This window comes from Rhodococcus sp. 320_ES, assembly GCF_059691855.1.
This window is the reverse complement of record NZ_JCAWAG010000002.1, coordinates 63,040-78,594: the sequence shown is the minus strand read 5'-3', so window position 1 is coordinate 78,594 and position 15,555 is coordinate 63,040. Positions and strand designations below refer to the sequence as shown.

The 15,555-nt window shown below is 65.6% G+C and carries 21 protein-coding genes and 1 tRNA gene; 16 read left to right on the top strand and 6 right to left on the bottom strand.

The window, feature by feature from the left end:
- Positions 1-58: 58 nt before the first annotated feature.
- Positions 59-661: a 5-formyltetrahydrofolate cyclo-ligase gene (locus AC59JP_RS07045; protein WP_497325009.1), complete on the bottom strand. Its 603-nt coding sequence runs from the start codon at positions 659-661 to the stop codon at positions 59-61.
- 60 nt (positions 662-721) lie between these two features.
- On the opposite strand from AC59JP_RS07045, the gene AC59JP_RS07040 reads away from it, so the two are divergent.
- The 6 genes from AC59JP_RS07040 to AC59JP_RS07015 all read left to right on the top strand — a co-directional run bounded on the left by AC59JP_RS07040 (position 722) and on the right by AC59JP_RS07015 (position 5,242).
- Positions 722-1,678 carry a UTP--glucose-1-phosphate uridylyltransferase gene (locus AC59JP_RS07040; RefSeq protein ID WP_497325007.1) on the top strand — a complete coding sequence of 319 codons (957 nt, stop codon included), beginning with the start codon at positions 722-724 and terminating at the stop codon, positions 1,676-1,678.
- A 20-nt stretch (positions 1,679-1,698) separates the two neighbouring features.
- The gene (gene glp, locus AC59JP_RS07035; protein WP_497325005.1) at positions 1,699-2,958 is read left to right on the top strand and encodes a molybdotransferase-like divisome protein Glp; all 1,260 of its coding nucleotides are present in this window, start codon (positions 1,699-1,701) and stop codon (positions 2,956-2,958) included.
- Positions 2,959-3,066: 108 nt separating this feature from the next.
- Positions 3,067-3,717, top strand: a complete 651-nt coding sequence (locus tag AC59JP_RS07030; protein ID WP_497325003.1) for a GNAT family N-acetyltransferase — start codon at positions 3,067-3,069, stop codon at positions 3,715-3,717.
- Positions 3,718-3,848: 131 nt separating this feature from the next.
- Positions 3,849-4,583 carry a divisome protein SepX/GlpR gene (gene sepX, locus AC59JP_RS07025; protein ID WP_497325001.1) on the top strand — a complete coding sequence of 245 codons (735 nt, stop codon included), beginning with the start codon at positions 3,849-3,851 and terminating at the stop codon, positions 4,581-4,583.
- Positions 4,584-4,670: 87 nt separating this feature from the next.
- A tRNA-Ala gene (locus tag AC59JP_RS07020) sits at positions 4,671-4,743 on the top strand.
- 82 nt (positions 4,744-4,825) lie between these two features.
- Complete coding sequence (locus AC59JP_RS07015) at positions 4,826-5,242, top strand: phosphate acetyltransferase (protein ID WP_497324999.1); 417 nt, start codon at positions 4,826-4,828, stop codon at positions 5,240-5,242.
- 4 nt (positions 5,243-5,246) lie between these two features.
- Here the strand turns inward: AC59JP_RS07015 and AC59JP_RS07010 are convergent, their stop codons facing one another.
- Positions 5,247-6,179, bottom strand: coding sequence for an SDR family oxidoreductase (locus tag AC59JP_RS07010; RefSeq protein ID WP_497324997.1), 933 nt, complete (start codon positions 6,177-6,179; stop codon positions 5,247-5,249).
- A gap of 100 nt (positions 6,180-6,279) precedes the next feature.
- On the opposite strand from AC59JP_RS07010, the gene AC59JP_RS07005 reads away from it, so the two are divergent.
- Entirely contained in the window at positions 6,280-7,149 is an 870-nt protein-coding gene (locus AC59JP_RS07005; RefSeq protein ID WP_497324995.1) for a helix-turn-helix transcriptional regulator, read from the top strand.
- On the opposite strand, the gene AC59JP_RS07000 is transcribed toward AC59JP_RS07005, so the two are convergent.
- Complete coding sequence (locus AC59JP_RS07000) at positions 7,111-7,293, bottom strand: hypothetical protein (RefSeq protein WP_497324993.1); 183 nt, start codon at positions 7,291-7,293, stop codon at positions 7,111-7,113. The genes AC59JP_RS07005 and AC59JP_RS07000 overlap by 39 nt on opposite strands.
- A gap of 134 nt (positions 7,294-7,427) precedes the next feature.
- On the bottom strand, positions 7,428-7,982 hold the full coding sequence (locus AC59JP_RS06995) for a CGNR zinc finger domain-containing protein (RefSeq protein ID WP_497324991.1): 555 nt from the start codon (positions 7,980-7,982) through the stop codon (positions 7,428-7,430).
- A gap of 71 nt (positions 7,983-8,053) precedes the next feature.
- On the opposite strand from AC59JP_RS06995, the gene AC59JP_RS06990 reads away from it, so the two are divergent.
- The 5 genes from AC59JP_RS06990 to AC59JP_RS06970 all read left to right on the top strand — a co-directional run bounded on the left by AC59JP_RS06990 (position 8,054) and on the right by AC59JP_RS06970 (position 11,177).
- Positions 8,054-8,998 (top strand): EamA family transporter, encoded by a 945-nt coding sequence (locus AC59JP_RS06990; protein ID WP_497324989.1) that lies wholly within the window; start codon positions 8,054-8,056, stop codon positions 8,996-8,998.
- 141 nt (positions 8,999-9,139) lie between these two features.
- Entirely contained in the window at positions 9,140-9,592 is a 453-nt protein-coding gene (locus AC59JP_RS06985; protein ID WP_497324987.1) for an effector binding domain-containing protein, read from the top strand.
- Complete coding sequence (locus AC59JP_RS06980; protein WP_497324986.1) at positions 9,589-10,026, top strand: effector binding domain-containing protein; 438 nt, start codon at positions 9,589-9,591, stop codon at positions 10,024-10,026. Before AC59JP_RS06985 ends, AC59JP_RS06980 begins: the two co-directional genes overlap by 4 nt.
- A gap of 233 nt (positions 10,027-10,259) precedes the next feature.
- Positions 10,260-10,967 carry a TetR family transcriptional regulator gene (locus AC59JP_RS06975; RefSeq protein ID WP_497324984.1) on the top strand — a complete coding sequence of 236 codons (708 nt, stop codon included), beginning with the start codon at positions 10,260-10,262 and terminating at the stop codon, positions 10,965-10,967.
- Between the two features lie 39 nt (positions 10,968-11,006).
- Positions 11,007-11,177, top strand: coding sequence for a hypothetical protein (locus tag AC59JP_RS06970; protein ID WP_497324983.1), 171 nt, complete (start codon positions 11,007-11,009; stop codon positions 11,175-11,177).
- Between the two features lie 16 nt (positions 11,178-11,193).
- Here AC59JP_RS06970 and AC59JP_RS06965 read toward each other — a convergent pair whose 3' ends face one another.
- Complete coding sequence (locus AC59JP_RS06965; RefSeq protein ID WP_497325716.1) at positions 11,194-11,895, bottom strand: ferredoxin reductase; 702 nt, start codon at positions 11,893-11,895, stop codon at positions 11,194-11,196.
- Positions 11,896-11,911: 16 nt separating this feature from the next.
- The gene (locus tag AC59JP_RS06960; protein ID WP_497324982.1) at positions 11,912-12,511 is read right to left on the bottom strand and encodes a sulfite oxidase-like oxidoreductase; all 600 of its coding nucleotides are present in this window, start codon (positions 12,509-12,511) and stop codon (positions 11,912-11,914) included.
- Between the two features lie 57 nt (positions 12,512-12,568).
- On the opposite strand from AC59JP_RS06960, the gene AC59JP_RS06955 reads away from it, so the two are divergent.
- From AC59JP_RS06955 to AC59JP_RS06940, 4 genes are all read left to right on the top strand, one after another.
- A complete protein-coding gene (locus AC59JP_RS06955) occupies positions 12,569-13,450 on the top strand; it encodes an SDR family oxidoreductase (protein ID WP_497324981.1) in 882 nt (293 codons plus the stop codon).
- The gene (gene arcA, locus AC59JP_RS06950) at positions 13,447-14,664 is read left to right on the top strand and encodes an arginine deiminase (RefSeq protein WP_497324980.1); all 1,218 of its coding nucleotides are present in this window, start codon (positions 13,447-13,449) and stop codon (positions 14,662-14,664) included. Before AC59JP_RS06955 ends, arcA begins: the two co-directional genes overlap by 4 nt.
- Before the next feature lie 2 nt (positions 14,665-14,666).
- Positions 14,667-15,029, top strand: coding sequence for a GntR family transcriptional regulator (locus tag AC59JP_RS06945; protein WP_497324979.1), 363 nt, complete (start codon positions 14,667-14,669; stop codon positions 15,027-15,029).
- A gap of 61 nt (positions 15,030-15,090) precedes the next feature.
- Positions 15,091-15,522: a DoxX family protein gene (locus AC59JP_RS06940; RefSeq protein WP_497324978.1), complete on the top strand. Its 432-nt coding sequence runs from the start codon at positions 15,091-15,093 to the stop codon at positions 15,520-15,522.
- Positions 15,523-15,555: the final 33 nt, after the last annotated feature.

Here is a 15,555-nt window from a genome sequence, read left to right as displayed (position 1 = left end):
ACGCACCGGGGCAACTGGCACTCTACAGCTGACAGTGCCAACGTCGGAAACCGAACGCCTATTCCGCGCCGACGGGCCGCAGCCCGGCATCGGGCGTGAGGACGTGCGTGACGGGTATGTCGTGGTCGGCGCCCGGCAGGTGGTCCACGTACTCGTCGTCGAAGACGACGCCGACGATCTGCGCCGACCCGGCTGCCAGCGACAGCGTTCGGTCGTAGAAGCCGGCTCCGCGCCCGAGCCTGACGCCTCGACGATCGATCGCGAGGGCCGGCACCAGAACGATCTCGGCGTCGGCCACCGCGTCCGGCGGAAGATCGGGGCCGGACGGCTCCCGCAGGCCGTACGCGGCCGGGACCAGCGAATCGGGTCCGGTGTACTCGGCCCACCGCAAGGGCCCCGGCGCCCCGGCTACGGGGAGAAGTACGCGAGCACCGGCCCCGAGCATCGCGTCGAGCATCGACACCGAGCCCGGTTCGCTGCCCACCGGAACGTAGGCGGCGACGGCGGACGCTCCGGACGCCAATTCGGACAGGACATGAGAGAGTGCGGAGGCGTCGGCGGCACGCAGATCCTGAGGTCGAAGCCGTCGCCCGTCGAGAATGCGACGTCTCCAGCCGGGTTTGTCGGCCGGGATCGTGTCGGGTTTGTCGGCGGCAAACATGGGGAAAACCATAAGGTCTCGCGCAGCGACTGCGCGATCTACTTGGATAGGGTGTGGGCCATGAGCTCGGATGCAGGTACCAACGGTCACGGTGCGGGGCCGATCCCGTTCCGCACTGCCGTCGTTCCCGCTGCAGGAATGGGGACCAGATTCCTGCCCGCCACCAAGACGGTGCCGAAGGAACTGCTGCCTGTCGTCGACACACCGGGAATCGAATTGGTCGCCGGTGAGGCGGCCGACGGCGGCGCGACGCGTCTGGTCATCGTGACCTCGCCGGGCAAGGACGGCGTGGTCGCCCACTTCGTCGAAGACCTGGTTCTCGAATCCAAGCTCGAAGCGAGCGGCAAGCTCAAGTTGCTCGAAAAGGTGCGCGTGGCACCGGCTTTGCTCGAAGTGCAGTCGGTCATTCAGCACGAGCCACTCGGGCTGGGCCACGCGGTGTCGTGTGCCGAAGAATTGCTGGACGACGACGAAGACGTTGTCGCCGTGCTGCTCCCGGACGATCTCGTGCTTCCGCGCGGGGTCCTCGACGTGATGGCCCGCGTGCGTGCCAAGCGCGGCGGCTCGGTGCTGTGCGCCATCGAGGTTCCGCACGAGCAGGTCTCGGCCTACGGCGTCTTCGATACCGAAATCGTCCCGGACGCAGTCAATCCGAATGTTCTCAAGGTCAACGGCATGGTCGAGAAGCCGAAAGCCGATGAGGCGCCGTCCAATTACGCGGCGGCGGGTCGCTACCTCCTCGACCGCGCTATTTTCGACGCACTCCGGCGCATCGAACCCGGTACGGGCGGTGAACTTCAGTTGACCGACGCCATTGCATTGCTGATTTCCGAAGGTCACCCGGTTCACGTCGTCGTGCATCGTGGTTCGAGACACGACCTCGGAAATCCCGGGGGTTACCTCCGCGCTGCGGTTGACTTTGCCCTGGAACGCGACGACTACGGTCCCGCGTTGCGTGAATGGCTCAACGAGCGCCTGTCGGACGACTGGGCACCGCAGCTGACCACGTACGAATAGGTCGACAAGGGAAGGACGCGATGCGCTCGGTCGAGGACCAGCAGTCCAGAGTGACAGCGGCGGCCGTGGCACCACGTCCGGTCCGCGTTGCGATCTCCGAGGCTCAGGGCCTTCTCTGCGCCGAGGAAGTGGTGACGGAGCGGCCGTTGCCCGGATTCGACCAGGCTGCGATCGACGGCTACGCGGTCCGCAGTGTCGACATCGCCTCCGCCGGCTCCGGTCAGGTCGACGACAACGGCGACCTGGTGGTGATCTCCCTGCCGGTGGTGGGCGAGGTCAAGGCCGGCTCGCGCCAACCGATCCGCCTGCAACCGCGGCAAGCGGTACGCGTCGACACCGGCGCACCTCTGCCGACGCTGGCCGATGCAGTACTGCCCGTCGGCCGCACCGACGACGGACGAAACAGGATCGTCGTTCATCAGCCCGTGCGGTCGGGCGAGTACGTCCGCAAGGTCGGTGACGACGTACAGCCCGGTGATGTCGCAGTCCGGTCCGGCACCATCATCGGTGCTGCTCAGGTCGGCCTTCTCGCCGCAGTGGGCCGCGACAAAGTGCTGGTGCACCCCCGGCCACGACTGTCCGTGATCTCCCTCGGCGGCGAACTGGTGGACATCGACCGAACACCGGGTCAGGGCCAGGTCTACGACGTCAACAGTTACGCCCTCGCTGCAGCAGCTCGTGACGCGGGCGCCGACGTCAACCGCATCGGCATCGTCAGCGGTGACACGAAGAGGCTGCGCGAGGTCGTCGAGGGGCAGCTCATTCGCTCCGAGATCGTCGTGATCTCCGGCGCCGTCGGCGGTGAGGCGTCGGACGCGGTGCGAGAAGCGCTCAGCGACTTCGGCGACATCGAGGTCGACCGCGTCGCCATGCACCCGGGGTCCGTGCAGGGCTTCGGGCAGCTGGGGCGCGACGAGGTGCCCACGTTTCTGCTGCCGTCCAACCCGGTCAGTGCCCTGGTGGTGTTCGAGGTGATGGTGCGCCCCCTCGTGCGCATTGCGCTGGGACGTCGTCAGCCGCTGCGCCGCATCGTCACTGCGCGGACGGTGGGTCCCATCACGTCCATTGCGGGTCGACGCGCATATCTGCGCGGGCAGCTGATGCGCGACGAGTCGACGGGGGAGTACCTGGTGCAGGCACTCGGCGGTGCGCCCGGCTCGTCGTCGCACCTGTTGGCGACGCTGGCCGAGGCGAACTGCCTGGTCATGGTCGATCCCGAGGTCACCGAGGTGCGTACCGGTGAAGAGGTCAGCGTGGCCTTCCTGGCGCAGAGGGGCTGACGGGGCTCCGCCCCCTGTGCGCGAGGGGGGCTCCGCCCCCTGTGCGCGATTTCCACCCCTCCAGGGCACTTTTTCACTCACAGGGTTGGCCGACGGTAAAGTTCTGGAATGTCGCGCAAGTGGTCGAGCCATCCCGGATGGCCGGCGAAATTGGGACCGCTCTCGGTCCCGGCCGGAGACGTCACCCTCCGACCCATCCGCCTTCGTGATGCCGCGGTGTGGTCCCGGACGCGCATGCGCGACCGCGCTCACCTCGAACCGTGGGAACCGAGCGGCGACGCGTCTTGGGAACTGCGACATGCCATTTCGTCGTGGCCCCCATTGTTTTCCTCGCTCAAGGCCGAGGCACGACGCGGCACCATGCTGCCGATGGTCATCGAGCTGAACGGCGAGTTCTGCGGGCAAATCACTGTGGGCAACATCGTGCGCGGCGCACTCCGCTCGGCGTGGATCGGATACTGGGTGTCCAAGGACGTCGGCGGACAGGGTGTCGCCACTGCCGCCCTCGCCCTCGGGCTCGATCACTGCTTCGGCCCAGTCGGTCTGCATCGTGTCGAAGCGACTGTGCGCCCAGAGAACCAGGCGTCGCAGGCCGTGCTGCGGAAGGTCGGATTCCGCGAGGAAGGCCTGCTCAAGCGCTACCTCGACGTCGACGGCGCGTGGCGCGATCACATCCTCGTCGCCATGACGGTGGGGGAGACGCCGGGAACCGTTGCCGACGTGTTGGTGCGCAGCGGCCGAGCAGCATGGGCGCGATAACGGCTCCTTGTGACTGATGTGACAAGAGTTCACTGCAGTGTCGGCGCGTCTACCCGGGTAAGACCCCCCTGGCCACTAACGTCGTGATCGACCATCGACGCAGGTAACCAGGCTGGACAGGGGAGGACGCGATGCCCAATTCGATCATCTGGGTCGGACTCGTCGCCGTCTGGATCTTCGTCCTCGTTCCGATGGTGGCCAACAAACGTCCTCGAATTCGTCGCACCACCGACGCAGCGCTCGCGACGCGTGTTCTGCACCGCGGGGGCGCGACACCCACCCCAGCTCGCGGGCCCGCATCCGGGCATCGCAGCGACCCGAACTGGCGCCCGGCCGAAGACGACGCGGAGGACCTGATGGAGAACGACCTCGACCACGAGCAGGACGAGTTCCGCGGTGACTCGGAGTTCGTACCGCAGCGTCGTGGCCGCGGCGGGTTCGATCCGGAGGCCGACGCCATCGCCCGCGCCGCGCGCTACTCGTTCCGTCAGCGGACCGTGCTCGCGTCGTTCTTCGTCCTCGTGATGTCGGCCGGCCTGGGAGTGCTTGTCTCCCCGATCTTTTGGTGGGCGTTCACGGTCACCCTCGTCGGACTGTCGAGCTACCTGTTCTACCTGCGCCGTCAGGTGCGCATCGAAGAAGACATTCGCCGTCGCCGCATGACACGTCTGCAGCGCTCGCGGCTGGGCGTCGAGTCGCGCAGCGACCCTGAGCTGAACCTCACCCCCGAACGCCTCCGCCGCCCCGGTGCGGTGGTCATGGAGGTCGACGACGAGGACCCGGAATTCGACCATCTCGAGCACTACGACGAGCGGACCTCTGACGCGCATCTCGACGTCCGCATGCGCCGCGCGTCCGGCGAGTAGCCGAATCGAATCAGCCGAACAGCCGATTCGATCCAGCCCACACCGGGCTGCTAGAGTTTGGCAGCGTCCTACGAAAGCGGGACGCACGGGGCTGTGGCGCAGTTGGTAGCGCGTCTCGTTCGCATCGAGAAGGTCAGGGGTTCGATTCCCCTCAGCTCCACTAACACTGGGTCGGCATCCGCAAGGGTGTCGGCCCAGAGTTCGTTCTGGTGTTCACCGGCATCGATGGCATCATGGTCCCGATGAGCGACCTCGAATACCTCGGCACCCTGCTCGGCCGACTGGACGCCGAACTTCAGCGCGTCTCGTCGTCCGAACCCGATTCCGACGACCAGGCCTCCGCCATCGACGACGCGGCTGAGGCTGTCTTCAAACTGCGCGAGAAGGTCAAGTCGGGCTACCCCAGCAAGAAGGCGTACTACCTTGCTGCGTCGACGGACGCGAAGGGCATCAAGGTCGAGGGCATCACCGCGCTGCACGGCAAGCGCGTGCACGAACTGGTGCGGGACCGGGGATGGCTGCCGGTCGACGACAGCGCCGTGACGGCCACGCTCGACGACGACCAGATCAGCCGGTACAAAGCGGTGGCGGGGCGCGGCGTGGCGAGCACTTTCGCCGAGGCGCGTGAATACCTCGCGGCGGCAACCGGTCTCGCCTGACATCTCAGGAAAAGCTCACTCCTGCCATCTTTTCGGACACTGCCCACATCCGTTCGGCCTCGTCGACGTTCTGCAGCCGCGAGTACGGCTTCTGCTCCGCCGGCGCGCCGCCGAGATGGCCGAGTCCGCTCGGTCCGAAGAAGCGGGCAGAGCTCGTGGTCGTGGCGGCCATCACCGCGGGGAGCTGCGCCGTCTCGACCGTGCCCAGAACGATGCCACGGTCGGACAACCACTGGATGAGCTTGCGTCCCGAAACTTCTTTGCCGCGACCGAGTTCGGGACGAGCCGCCAACAAGTTGGTCGGCGCAACGCCCGGGTGTGCGAGATTGCTCGTGATTCCCCATCCGTTTGCGGCGCTGCGGCGCCCGAGTTCGACCCCGAACATGCCGAATGCGATCTTCGATTGGCTGTAGGCCTTCATTCCGTCGTAGGAGCGTTCCCAGTTCAGGTCGTCCCAGTTGATGCCGTTGCGGTTGGCGGCGACGCTGATCTGCGACGTCACCCTCGCCCGGCCGTCCCGCAGCAGCGGCAGCAGGTGACCGACCAGGGCGACGTGGCCCAGATGGTTGGTGCCGAACTGCAATTCGAAACCGTCGGCAGTGCTCTGCCGTTCCGGCGGGGTCATCACTCCGGCGTTGTTGACGAGCAGGTGAATCGGGTTGCCTTCGCTGCGCAGGGTGTCTCCGAGCGCCGCGACGGACTCGAGCGAGGACAGATCGAGTGCGCGCAGGGACACCTCGGCGCGGGGATGTCGCCGCCGAATCGCGTCGATCGCGGATTCACCCTTGCTCTGATTGCGAACGGGGAGTACAACTTCTGCGCCCGCTTCTGCGAGCCTGCGTGCAATGCCGATGCCGATTCCGTCGCTGGCTCCGGTGACGACGGCGCGCGTGCCTGTGAGGTCGGGGACGGTGATGTCGATCTGTCTGCGTGTCATGTTTTCACGATGGCGTGCTGCGGCGTCGGTATCCAGGGCCGCCTCATCCACTGATTCGCAGTCCGTGGATAAGGGGTGACGCGGCCGGTACAAATGACGCATGGCGATCGACCGGACAGGCCTCGCGCAGTTTCTTCGACTGCGCCGAGAGTCCTTGCAACCCGAGGACGTGGGTTTGCCGCGTGGGCAGCGCCGCCGCACGAGTGGGTTGCGCCGGGAGGAGGTGGCGGCGCTCGCGCACATGTCGACCGATTACTACGCACGGCTCGAGCGCGAGACCGGACCCCAACCGTCGACGCACATGGTCGCCGCCATCGCCCAGGGGTTGCATCTGTCGCTGGACGAGCGGAACCACCTGTTCAGGCTGGCGGGACACAACCCGCCGAGTCCCGGTGCGGGAAGCGAGCACATCAGCCCCGGAATGCTGCGCATCTTCGACCGGCTTCACGACACGCCGGCGGAGATCGTCACCGAATTGGGCGAGACTTTGCGTCAAACCGCGCTCGGCATCGCCCTCACCGGAGACCAGAGCGTGCACACCGGTTCGGCTCGCAGTCTCGCGTATCGCTGGTTCACACAACCTGATTCACGCAGTCTGTATGCGCCGGAGAGCCATGCGTTTCTGACCCGGATGTGGGCGTCCGGCCTTCGCGGCGTGGTCACGGTGAGGGGGCCGCAGTCGCGCGCCGCTCGGATCGCGGAGGAACTGCTCGAGCGGAGCGCCGAGTTCAGGGATGTGTGGAACCGACACGAGGTCGGCATCCGCCCCGACGAGACGAAGACGTTCGTTCACCCCGAACTCGGTCGGATGGATCTGAATTGTCAAGCGTTGATGGATCCGATCCAGTCGCACTCGCTCCTGGTCTATACCGCCGCTCCGGGCAGTACGAGTTACGAGAAGTTGCGGCTCCTGCCGGCGACCCGGCCGCTGTCACACAGCAGCAACGACCAGGCCTACGAAACCGAGTAGCGCGACGCCGACCAGCGCCGCAACGACGAACGATCCGATCACCGCGGCTCCGAGGATCAGGGCGGAGACGAGGAACAGAACCAACAGGACTGCACCACCGGACTCGACGAGCGCGGGTTCGCGGGTCTCGTTCTCTGGGGTCATCAGGATCCCTCTCGGTGTTACGTGTGATGCACGCGTTACTGAAGTGAACCTACTACCGAACGGTAGCTGTGACGGGACGTCGAGCTCACGTGTCAGATACCCCTGGTTGACCCATCCAAACCATCGAAACGAGATCAGCGGGATGCCACTGCTCTCTTACGGGCGCGATATGCCGCCACGTTCGCGCGGTTTCCGCAGTTACCGGTGTCGCAGAAGCGGCGAGAGCGGTTGCGTGACAGGTCGATCAGAACGGCGTCGCAGTCGTCCGCCTCGCAGGTCTTCAACCGGCCGAGTTCGTCCGAGCGCACCAGTTCGGCGAAGGCGACCGCTGCTTCGGCCATGATCCGCTGGGCGAGCGGCGCATCGTCCTGACTCACGTGCAGGTGCCACCCCCAATCACCGTGGCGGGCAAGCCTGGGGGCGGCCTGCGATTCGGTGAGCATGGTGTTGACGTCGCCGACGAGGGTGTCGAGGTCTTCGAACAACCACATTCGGCGCAGTGCCGGCCGTAATCGGCGCACGTCGGCCAGCTCGGCCGATGTGCCGTCCCGCCGTCCGGTCCACTCGTACTCGTCGAGGAGGGCGTCCAGGGTGGCTGCGTCGCCCAGCAATTCGTCGCCGTTTCGCCGGGTGTTGATCAGCGCGGCCGACCAGACCAGTGACACCTCGATGTCATGAGCAAAAGTCATTTGACCAGTGACCTTCCGTTCTCGTAGTGTCACGACCAACATACCGTTTCACTCATGACAGGGGCACTTCCGTGGCACGCCAACAGACCGGACTGCTGTTCGCAGCGTTGTCCGCCATCGCATTCGGTGTCTCGGGACCCTTCGCCAAAGCGCTGACCGAGAGCGGATGGTCTCCCGAGGCGGCGGTGTTCGTGCGGGTGGTGGGCGGTGCGGTGGTGCTGGTCCCGTTCGTTCTGCTTGCCCGTCGGCACGCCTTCTCGGCGCTGAGACGGCGATTCGGAAGCGTGCTGTTCTACGGAGTGGCCGCGGTGGCGGGCGCGCAGGTCGCCTTCTTCAATGCCATTCAGCACCTGTCGGTCGGTGTCGCTCTCCTCCTCGAATACCTCGCACCGGTATTGGTCATCGGGTGGGTGTGGATCACGACTCGGCGCCGGCCCAGCACGGGAACGCTCGTCGGTGCGGGGATCGCACTTCTCGGCGCGGCCGTCGTGCTCGACGTCGGAAACGGTGCCGCTTTCGACGTCGTCGGCGTGCTGTGGGGGCTTCTGGCGGCCCTGTGTCTGACGGTCTACTTCGTGGTCTCGGCCAGTGACGGTGACCCGGTCGACCCCTTCGTCCTCACGGCGGCGGGGTTGTCGATCGGCGGTGTGACCGTCGCCGGTCTGGCCGCGGTGGGTGTGGTGTCGCTTCGCTTCTCCGACGCACCCGTTCAGGTGTCCGGTCACGAAGTGTCGTGGTTGGTTCCGGCCGCGGTGCTCGCCGTCGTGAGCGCGGCACTCGCGTACATCCTCGGCATCGTCGGTTCGCGGAAGCTGGGTGCCGGAACGGCGTCCGTCGTCGCTCTGGTGGAGGTGGTGTGCGCGGTCCTCGCAGCATTCCTCTTGCTCGGAGAATCCATAACAATGGTGCAATTGTGCGGCGGGGGAGCCATTCTCGGTGGCGTTGCGCTGGTTCAACGGAGTTCCTCGGCACATCCCCCGGTTCCGTCCGACGTCGCGATAGCAACATCGCGGTGACGCATTCCTACCGCTAGGGTGATCGCAGCAACGGCCCTCGAGTGGTGGTGATATTTCTTCACGGGGTCTCAAATATCGTCGTTCGACTCGGACGAAGGCGTGGTCGTTGCCGTACTACCGACCACGTACTGGAGCAATGAGATGTCGTTCGAACTGGTGCACCTACCGGAGACCTGGGTTGCGGGCCTACCGGTTCGAAGCCCCAAGCGGGCGCTGGGCAGACTCGCCGACCCCAACTTGGAGTCGGCGTGGTCCGCGGTCCTGAAACAGGACGTCGCAGGAACTTTGGCGTCGATCTACACCGATTACGTTCCCGGTATCGACTCCTACAGCACACAGATCGTGGGGTATCGAGTTTCCGCGGGCCGCGTCGCTCCCGGCCATATCGTGGCCAAGATTCCGCAGGGACCGTACGCACGGTTCTGCGCAGTCGGAACGTTTCCGGACATCATGATCTCGCTGTGGCGAGAAATAGACCACGCAGAGCAATCTCGCAAATTCACCCGGGCGCATACCGGTGAATACGAGTTTCACGCGCACGCGTACAAAATCGAAATGTATCTGCCGATAGCGCAGTCGACGGAGTCGAGTTGAGTATTCGGCTGACTGCGAGGGGAAGTCTGGTAATCGGCGGGCTCGCGGCGCCTAGCATTCCGCCCGGCCCGGAATCGAGCAGCAGCGATCTGATCCAATTTCTTCGCGAGAGAATTCGCGACCGGGAATCGACCGGCGCCACGGTCCACACGCTGTACATGCCGGACCAGCTCGGCTACTACAACGTGATCGTCGGTGTCCTGCGCTCCTCGCCCGAGGACGTGCCGTTCGGCGACGTCTTCGCGTTCGTCCCTCCCGCGACCTACGCCGTGGTCACCCCGGAGATGAACCTCCCCGAGCAGGTCGACGACGTGTGGGCCCAGCTGGACGATGCGATGCGCGACGGGACCGTCCTGCGAGCGGGCGGGCCCGAATTCGAGACGATGTCACCGGAGGGGCGAGTGGAACTCAATGTGGCGGTCGTTCTCACGTGATGCGACTTCCAGTTCGACTACATTGCGATAAACAAACCGGGAGTTCGAAAGAATCCCGTAAAACAATGTGAATGATCTGGTTGAAACGCGAAACGTATTGTAAACAGGGTGATTTCGACCCACTGGGACTACAACTCTGGTCGAGTGTGCATATCATTGAACCGGCGCCTGCAATGCATTGTTTTTGCGGTCGTCACGCAGTGTGAGGGCCGGGGAGCTCAGACACCTTGGCAATGTCAACGAGCACATCAGCGCACTACGACTGGAGATGGCACATGGTCAGGCAATTACGGGCAGAAGCGACACGATCGGCCGCTCTTCGCGCGGCCGCGGACCTCTTCTTGCGGGTGGGGCACGCGACGGCAACGCTGAGCCAGGTCTCCGCCGAATCCGGCGTGACGAAGGGCGCGCTCTACTTCCACTTCGCGTCGAAGGAAGAGCTGTCCCGCGCGCTGGTGGACGAGGGGCGTGAGCGTGTCGCCGCCGCGTGCAGCGGCCTGGTCGACAACCGTTCTCCTGCTTTGGAATCGGTCATCGGAATCACGTATTCGGTGCTCGAGCTTGCCAACTCGGACAACCTGGTCCGCATCATGTACCGGCTGCAGCTCGAGGTCGACGGGCCCGATCCCAGTCGCGGCAGCGTCTTCGGCACGTGGCAGAACCTGTTCGAGCTCCTCTTCGACCGCGCCATCACTCACGGCGACGTCATCGACTCGCTCGATTCGAAGACCGCGTCGCTGCTGGTCTCGGAGGTTCTCTCCGGAGTTCTGATGGTGGCCGAGGGAACGTCGAAGCTGGCGTCGGCACCCGTTCGCATGGAGCAGGTCTGGCACACGATTCTTCCCTCGCTGGTGCCGCCGGAGAAGCTGTCGTACTTCCGTGAGTTCGCTTCCCGCAGTCTGTCGAGCTTCGTCAGGGATCGCGCGCCCGTCGAGGTGTAAGCACCGGCGCGACGTCCGATCGGTGGCATACTGTGTGACATGGAACACATAATTACCGAGCATCGGATGTCGGACAACGAGCTTCGCAAGGCCATCAAGGTCATGCAGTCCCGCGCGGACGACGCAGCGAAGCGCGGGGATCACGACGACGCGCGCCGTATCGAGAAGACCGTCCACGAGTACCAGGACGAGATGACGCGACGCCTCTAGTCGAGGTCGGGCCGGCTCAGGTCGGGCCGAACCGCTCCGTTCGAATGCGGCGCGGTTCGTGCCCGAGTGCCACCAGCATGTTCGCGGCCGTCTCGACGAAGCCGGTCGGTCCGCACACGAAGCAGTCGGGTTCGAAGTCCGGCGGCCACCCGTGGGCGGAGAGGTCCGCGACGTCGAGTCGACCGACGGGACGGCGCGATCCCACCGGTGCGCGCCGCGTGTGCACGAGGTGCACGTCGACGCCCGAGTCCGGCCGGGCAAATTCGTCCGCGTAGTAGGTCTCCATCGGCTCACGCACCGAGTAGACGACTCGCAACAGCGCTCGACTTCCTGTGTCGTGACGCGAGCGCATCATTGCGCGCAGTGGCACGATGCCGGATCCGCCTCCCACCAGCAGCACCGGCTGCGTCGACGTGCGATCCCACACGAACCATCGGCCGACGGGTCCGCGCAGCTCGAGCTGGTCGCCCACCTCGAGCACGTCGGCGAGGTAGGGCGAGACTTCACCGTCCGGAACCGTCTGCACCGTCAGCTCGATACGGCGCCCGTTCGGAGCCGAGGCGATCGAGTAGCTGCGCTGAGCGGAGTATCCGTCCTCGGCGGTGAGCCGAACGTCGACGTGTTGACCGGCCGAGTGCCCGGGCCACCCGTCGACGTCGAGAACCAGGGTGTGCGCCGAGGGTGTTTCGACTCGCTTGTCGACGACGTCGGCCACCATCCAGGGGTTGCTCACGTCAGTCGCCCTGGTACCGCTGCTCCCGCCACGGATCGCCGTAGTCGTGATAGCCGCCCCGCTCCCAGAATCCCTGCTCGTTGTCGGCCGTCAGTTCGAGCCGTGTCACCCATTTCGCCGACTTCCAGAAATACAGGTGCGGCACCAGCAGTCTGGCCGGGCCACCGTGCTCGGGTGCGAGCGGTGAACCGTCGAAAGTCTCTGCCACCCAGGCTTTTCCGCCGCGGATGTCGGCGAGCGGGAGGTTCGTGGTGTAGCCGTCGTACGAATGGACCAGCACGAAGTTCGCCGACGTGTCGACGCCGTCGAGCAGGAGGTCGAGCGACACGCCGCGCCACGAGGTGTCGAGCTTGGACCACTTGGTGACGCAGTGGATGTCGACCGTCGGCGACTCGTGCGGGAGGGCGCTGAACTCGTCCCACGTCCACGACGTGTCGACTCCGTGTTCGGAGGTGATGGTGAACGACCACCGGTCCGTCTTCACCACGGGCGTCGGACCGACGGCCAGCACGGGAAAGTCCTGTGTGAGGTATTGACCCGGCGGAATTCGGGTGTCGTCACCGCGTCGCTTGCCGACGAAGCCCTTGGAGATGAGTGCCATGACGAGCAAGTTTGCGCTCGGATTGCCCACCGGACAAGTCGAGTAGTGTTCGATCTCATGGCGGTCAGGGATCTGCGATCGAAGAAAGTTCTCATCACCGGGGCGGGTAGCGGGATCGGCCGCGCCACCGCACTGACTGTCGCCGAGGCCGGGGCGGAACTGTTCCTGACCGACATCGACGCCGACGGGCTGGCGGAGACGGTCTCGATGGTCGGAAAGCTCGGTGGCACAGTCGGTTACGCGGCTCCCTTCGACGTCTCGGATTACGACGCGGTGGTGTCGTTCGCGAACGACGTCCACGCCGAGTTCGGTTCCATGGACGTGGTGATGAACGTCGCCGGGATCTCCGCGTGGGGCACGGTCGAGAACCTCGAGCACAAGTATTGGAAGGCCATGGTCGACGTCAACCTGATGGGGCCGATCCACATCATCGAGACGTTCGTACCGCCGATGATCGACGCGGGCCGCGGTGGGCACCTGGTGAACGTGTCGTCGGCGGCCGGTCTGTTGGCCCTTCCGTGGCACGCCGCGTACAGCGCCAGCAAGTTCGGGTTGCGCGGCGTGTCGGAGGTGCTTCGGTTCGACCTGAAGCGGCACAAGATCGGGGTCAGCCTGGTCGTGCCGGGCGGGGTCCGGACGCCGCTCGTGAACACCGTGCACATCGCCGGGGTGGATCGTGACGATCCTCGTGTGCAGAAGTTGCAGCACCGCTTCGAGTCCCGTGCTGTCGCACCGGAAACGGTGGCGGCGGCCATCGTGACCGGGATGGCGAAAGACCAGTTCGTCGTCTACTCCTCGCGCGACATCCGCATCGGGTACTGGTTCGCCCGCAAGTTCGCGCTGCCCTACGAGTTCGCCATGCAGAAGGCGAACGATCAGTTCAGCAAGTTGCTGCGTCCGCGGCAGGGGCCGCCTCGGAGCACTACCGTCGACCCATGACGTCTTCCGCCTCGACTCTGGGGGCCGATTCCGAAGTCGGCACCCTCCGCACCGTCATGCTGCACCGCCCGGGTGACGAGCTGCGCCGTCTGACACCGCGCAACAACGATCAACTGCTGTTCGACGGGTTGCCGTGGGTGGACCGTGCTCGCGACGAGCACGACGCGTTCGCCGCTCTGCTCGCCGGCCGCGGCATCGAGGTTCTGCTCCTCGGCGATCTTCTCACCGAAACGTTGCACGTCAGCGGCGCCGCTCGAGTGCAAGGGGTGTCCGCCGCGGTCGATCCGCGCCGACTCGGGATCGGTCTGGCCAAGGAACTCGCCACCTACCTTCGGTCGATTCCCGCCCCCGATCTGGCGCAGATTCTGATGGCCGGCATGACGTTCGACGAATTGCCGATCGGTGACGGCGACGGGGTGTCACTGGTCCGGCGAATGCACCACGGCGGCGACTTCGTGATCGAACCACTCCCCAATTTGCTGTTCACCCGCGATTCGTCGTTCTGGATCGGCCGTCGCGTGGCCATCACGTCGCTGGCCCTCACTGCTCGGACACGCGAAACGTCGCTCACGGATCTCATCTACGCCTTTCACCCACGCTTTCTCGGTGTTCGGCGTGCCTACGAATCGCACACCGCGCCGGTCGAGGGCGGCGACGTCCTGTTGCTGGCGCCGGGCGTCGTCGCGGTCGGAGTGGGGGAGCGCACCACGCCTGCCGGCGCGGAAGCGTTGGCGCGCAGTCTCTTCGAGGACGATCTGGCGCACACCGTCCTGGTCGTTCCCATTGCTCAGGAACGCGCGTCGATGCATCTCGACACCGTGTGCACGATGGTCGACGTCGACGCGGTGGTGATGTACCCGATGATCCAGCACTCGTTGTCCGCGTTCACGATCCGCCGGGACACTCACGGAGTGAGCGTCAAGGGTGCGGCGCCGTTTCTGGAGGCAGCGGCCGACGCGATGGGTATCGGCAAGTTGCGCGTGATCGACACGGGCCTCGACAACGTGACGGCCGAACGCGAACAGTGGGACGACGGCAACAACACGCTCGCGCTGGCTCCCGGTGTCGTCGTCGCGTACGAGCGCAACGTCGAGACCAATGCACGGCTCGAGGCGTCGGGCATCGAGGTGCTGCGGATCGCCGGATCCGAGTTGGGGTCCGGACGCGGGGGGCCGCGCTGCATGTCGTGCCCGATTTCCCGAGATATGCTCTAGCCGTGCGTTTCTCGATCGACTCCGGGTCGTCCGTGGCCCCGTTCGAGCAGTTGCGTGCGCAGATCGTGAGCGGTGTGGCGTCCGGCAAACTGATTGCGGGCACCAAGATTCCGACCGTTCGCACCATGGCCGCGGACCTCGGTCTCGCGCCCAACACGGTGGCCAAGGCCTATCGCGAGCTCGAACAGGACGGCGTTCTCGAGACTCGTGGACGCTCGGGCTCGTTCATCGCCGATGCGGGTGATCCCGCGCGAACGGCGACGCAGCGCGCGGCAACCGAGTTCGCGCACCTCGCGCGCCGGATGGGAGTGTCCGACGCGCAGGCGCTGGACTTCGTCAGAGCGGCTCAGCGCGAGTTGAGTTGACGCTTCAACCTACCTGTGGCACCGTCTGGTCGTCCCCCACAACCACCTCGAGGAGCCCGTCATGAACTCGTCCATTTTTCGCGACCTCGGCACACTCGTCGCGCGCATCGGTCTCGGCGTCGTGTTCGTCGCACACGGATGGCAGAAACTCAATACCAACGGCCTCGACGCAACCAAGGCCGGCTTCGAAGGCATGGGAATCCCGTTCCCGCAGGCCTCCGCCTACTACGCGACGTTCGTCGAACTCATCGGCGGTGCCGCATTGATCCTCGGAGCACTGCTGCCCGTCGTCGGTGTGTTGCTGTTCCTCGACATGGTCGGCGCGCTGGTGTTCGTCCACGCCGAGAACGGTGTGTTCGTGACGAACGGCGGATGGGAACTCGTCGTCGCCCTGGGTGCCGGCGCCTTGCTGCTCGCCGTCTCGGGTGCGGGCAAGTACGCGGTCGACGGTGCCGTGGGCGGCCGACGGGCAAAATCGCGAATCCACGCCTGACCTGCATGTCCTGTATGTCGAGTTGCATCGAGG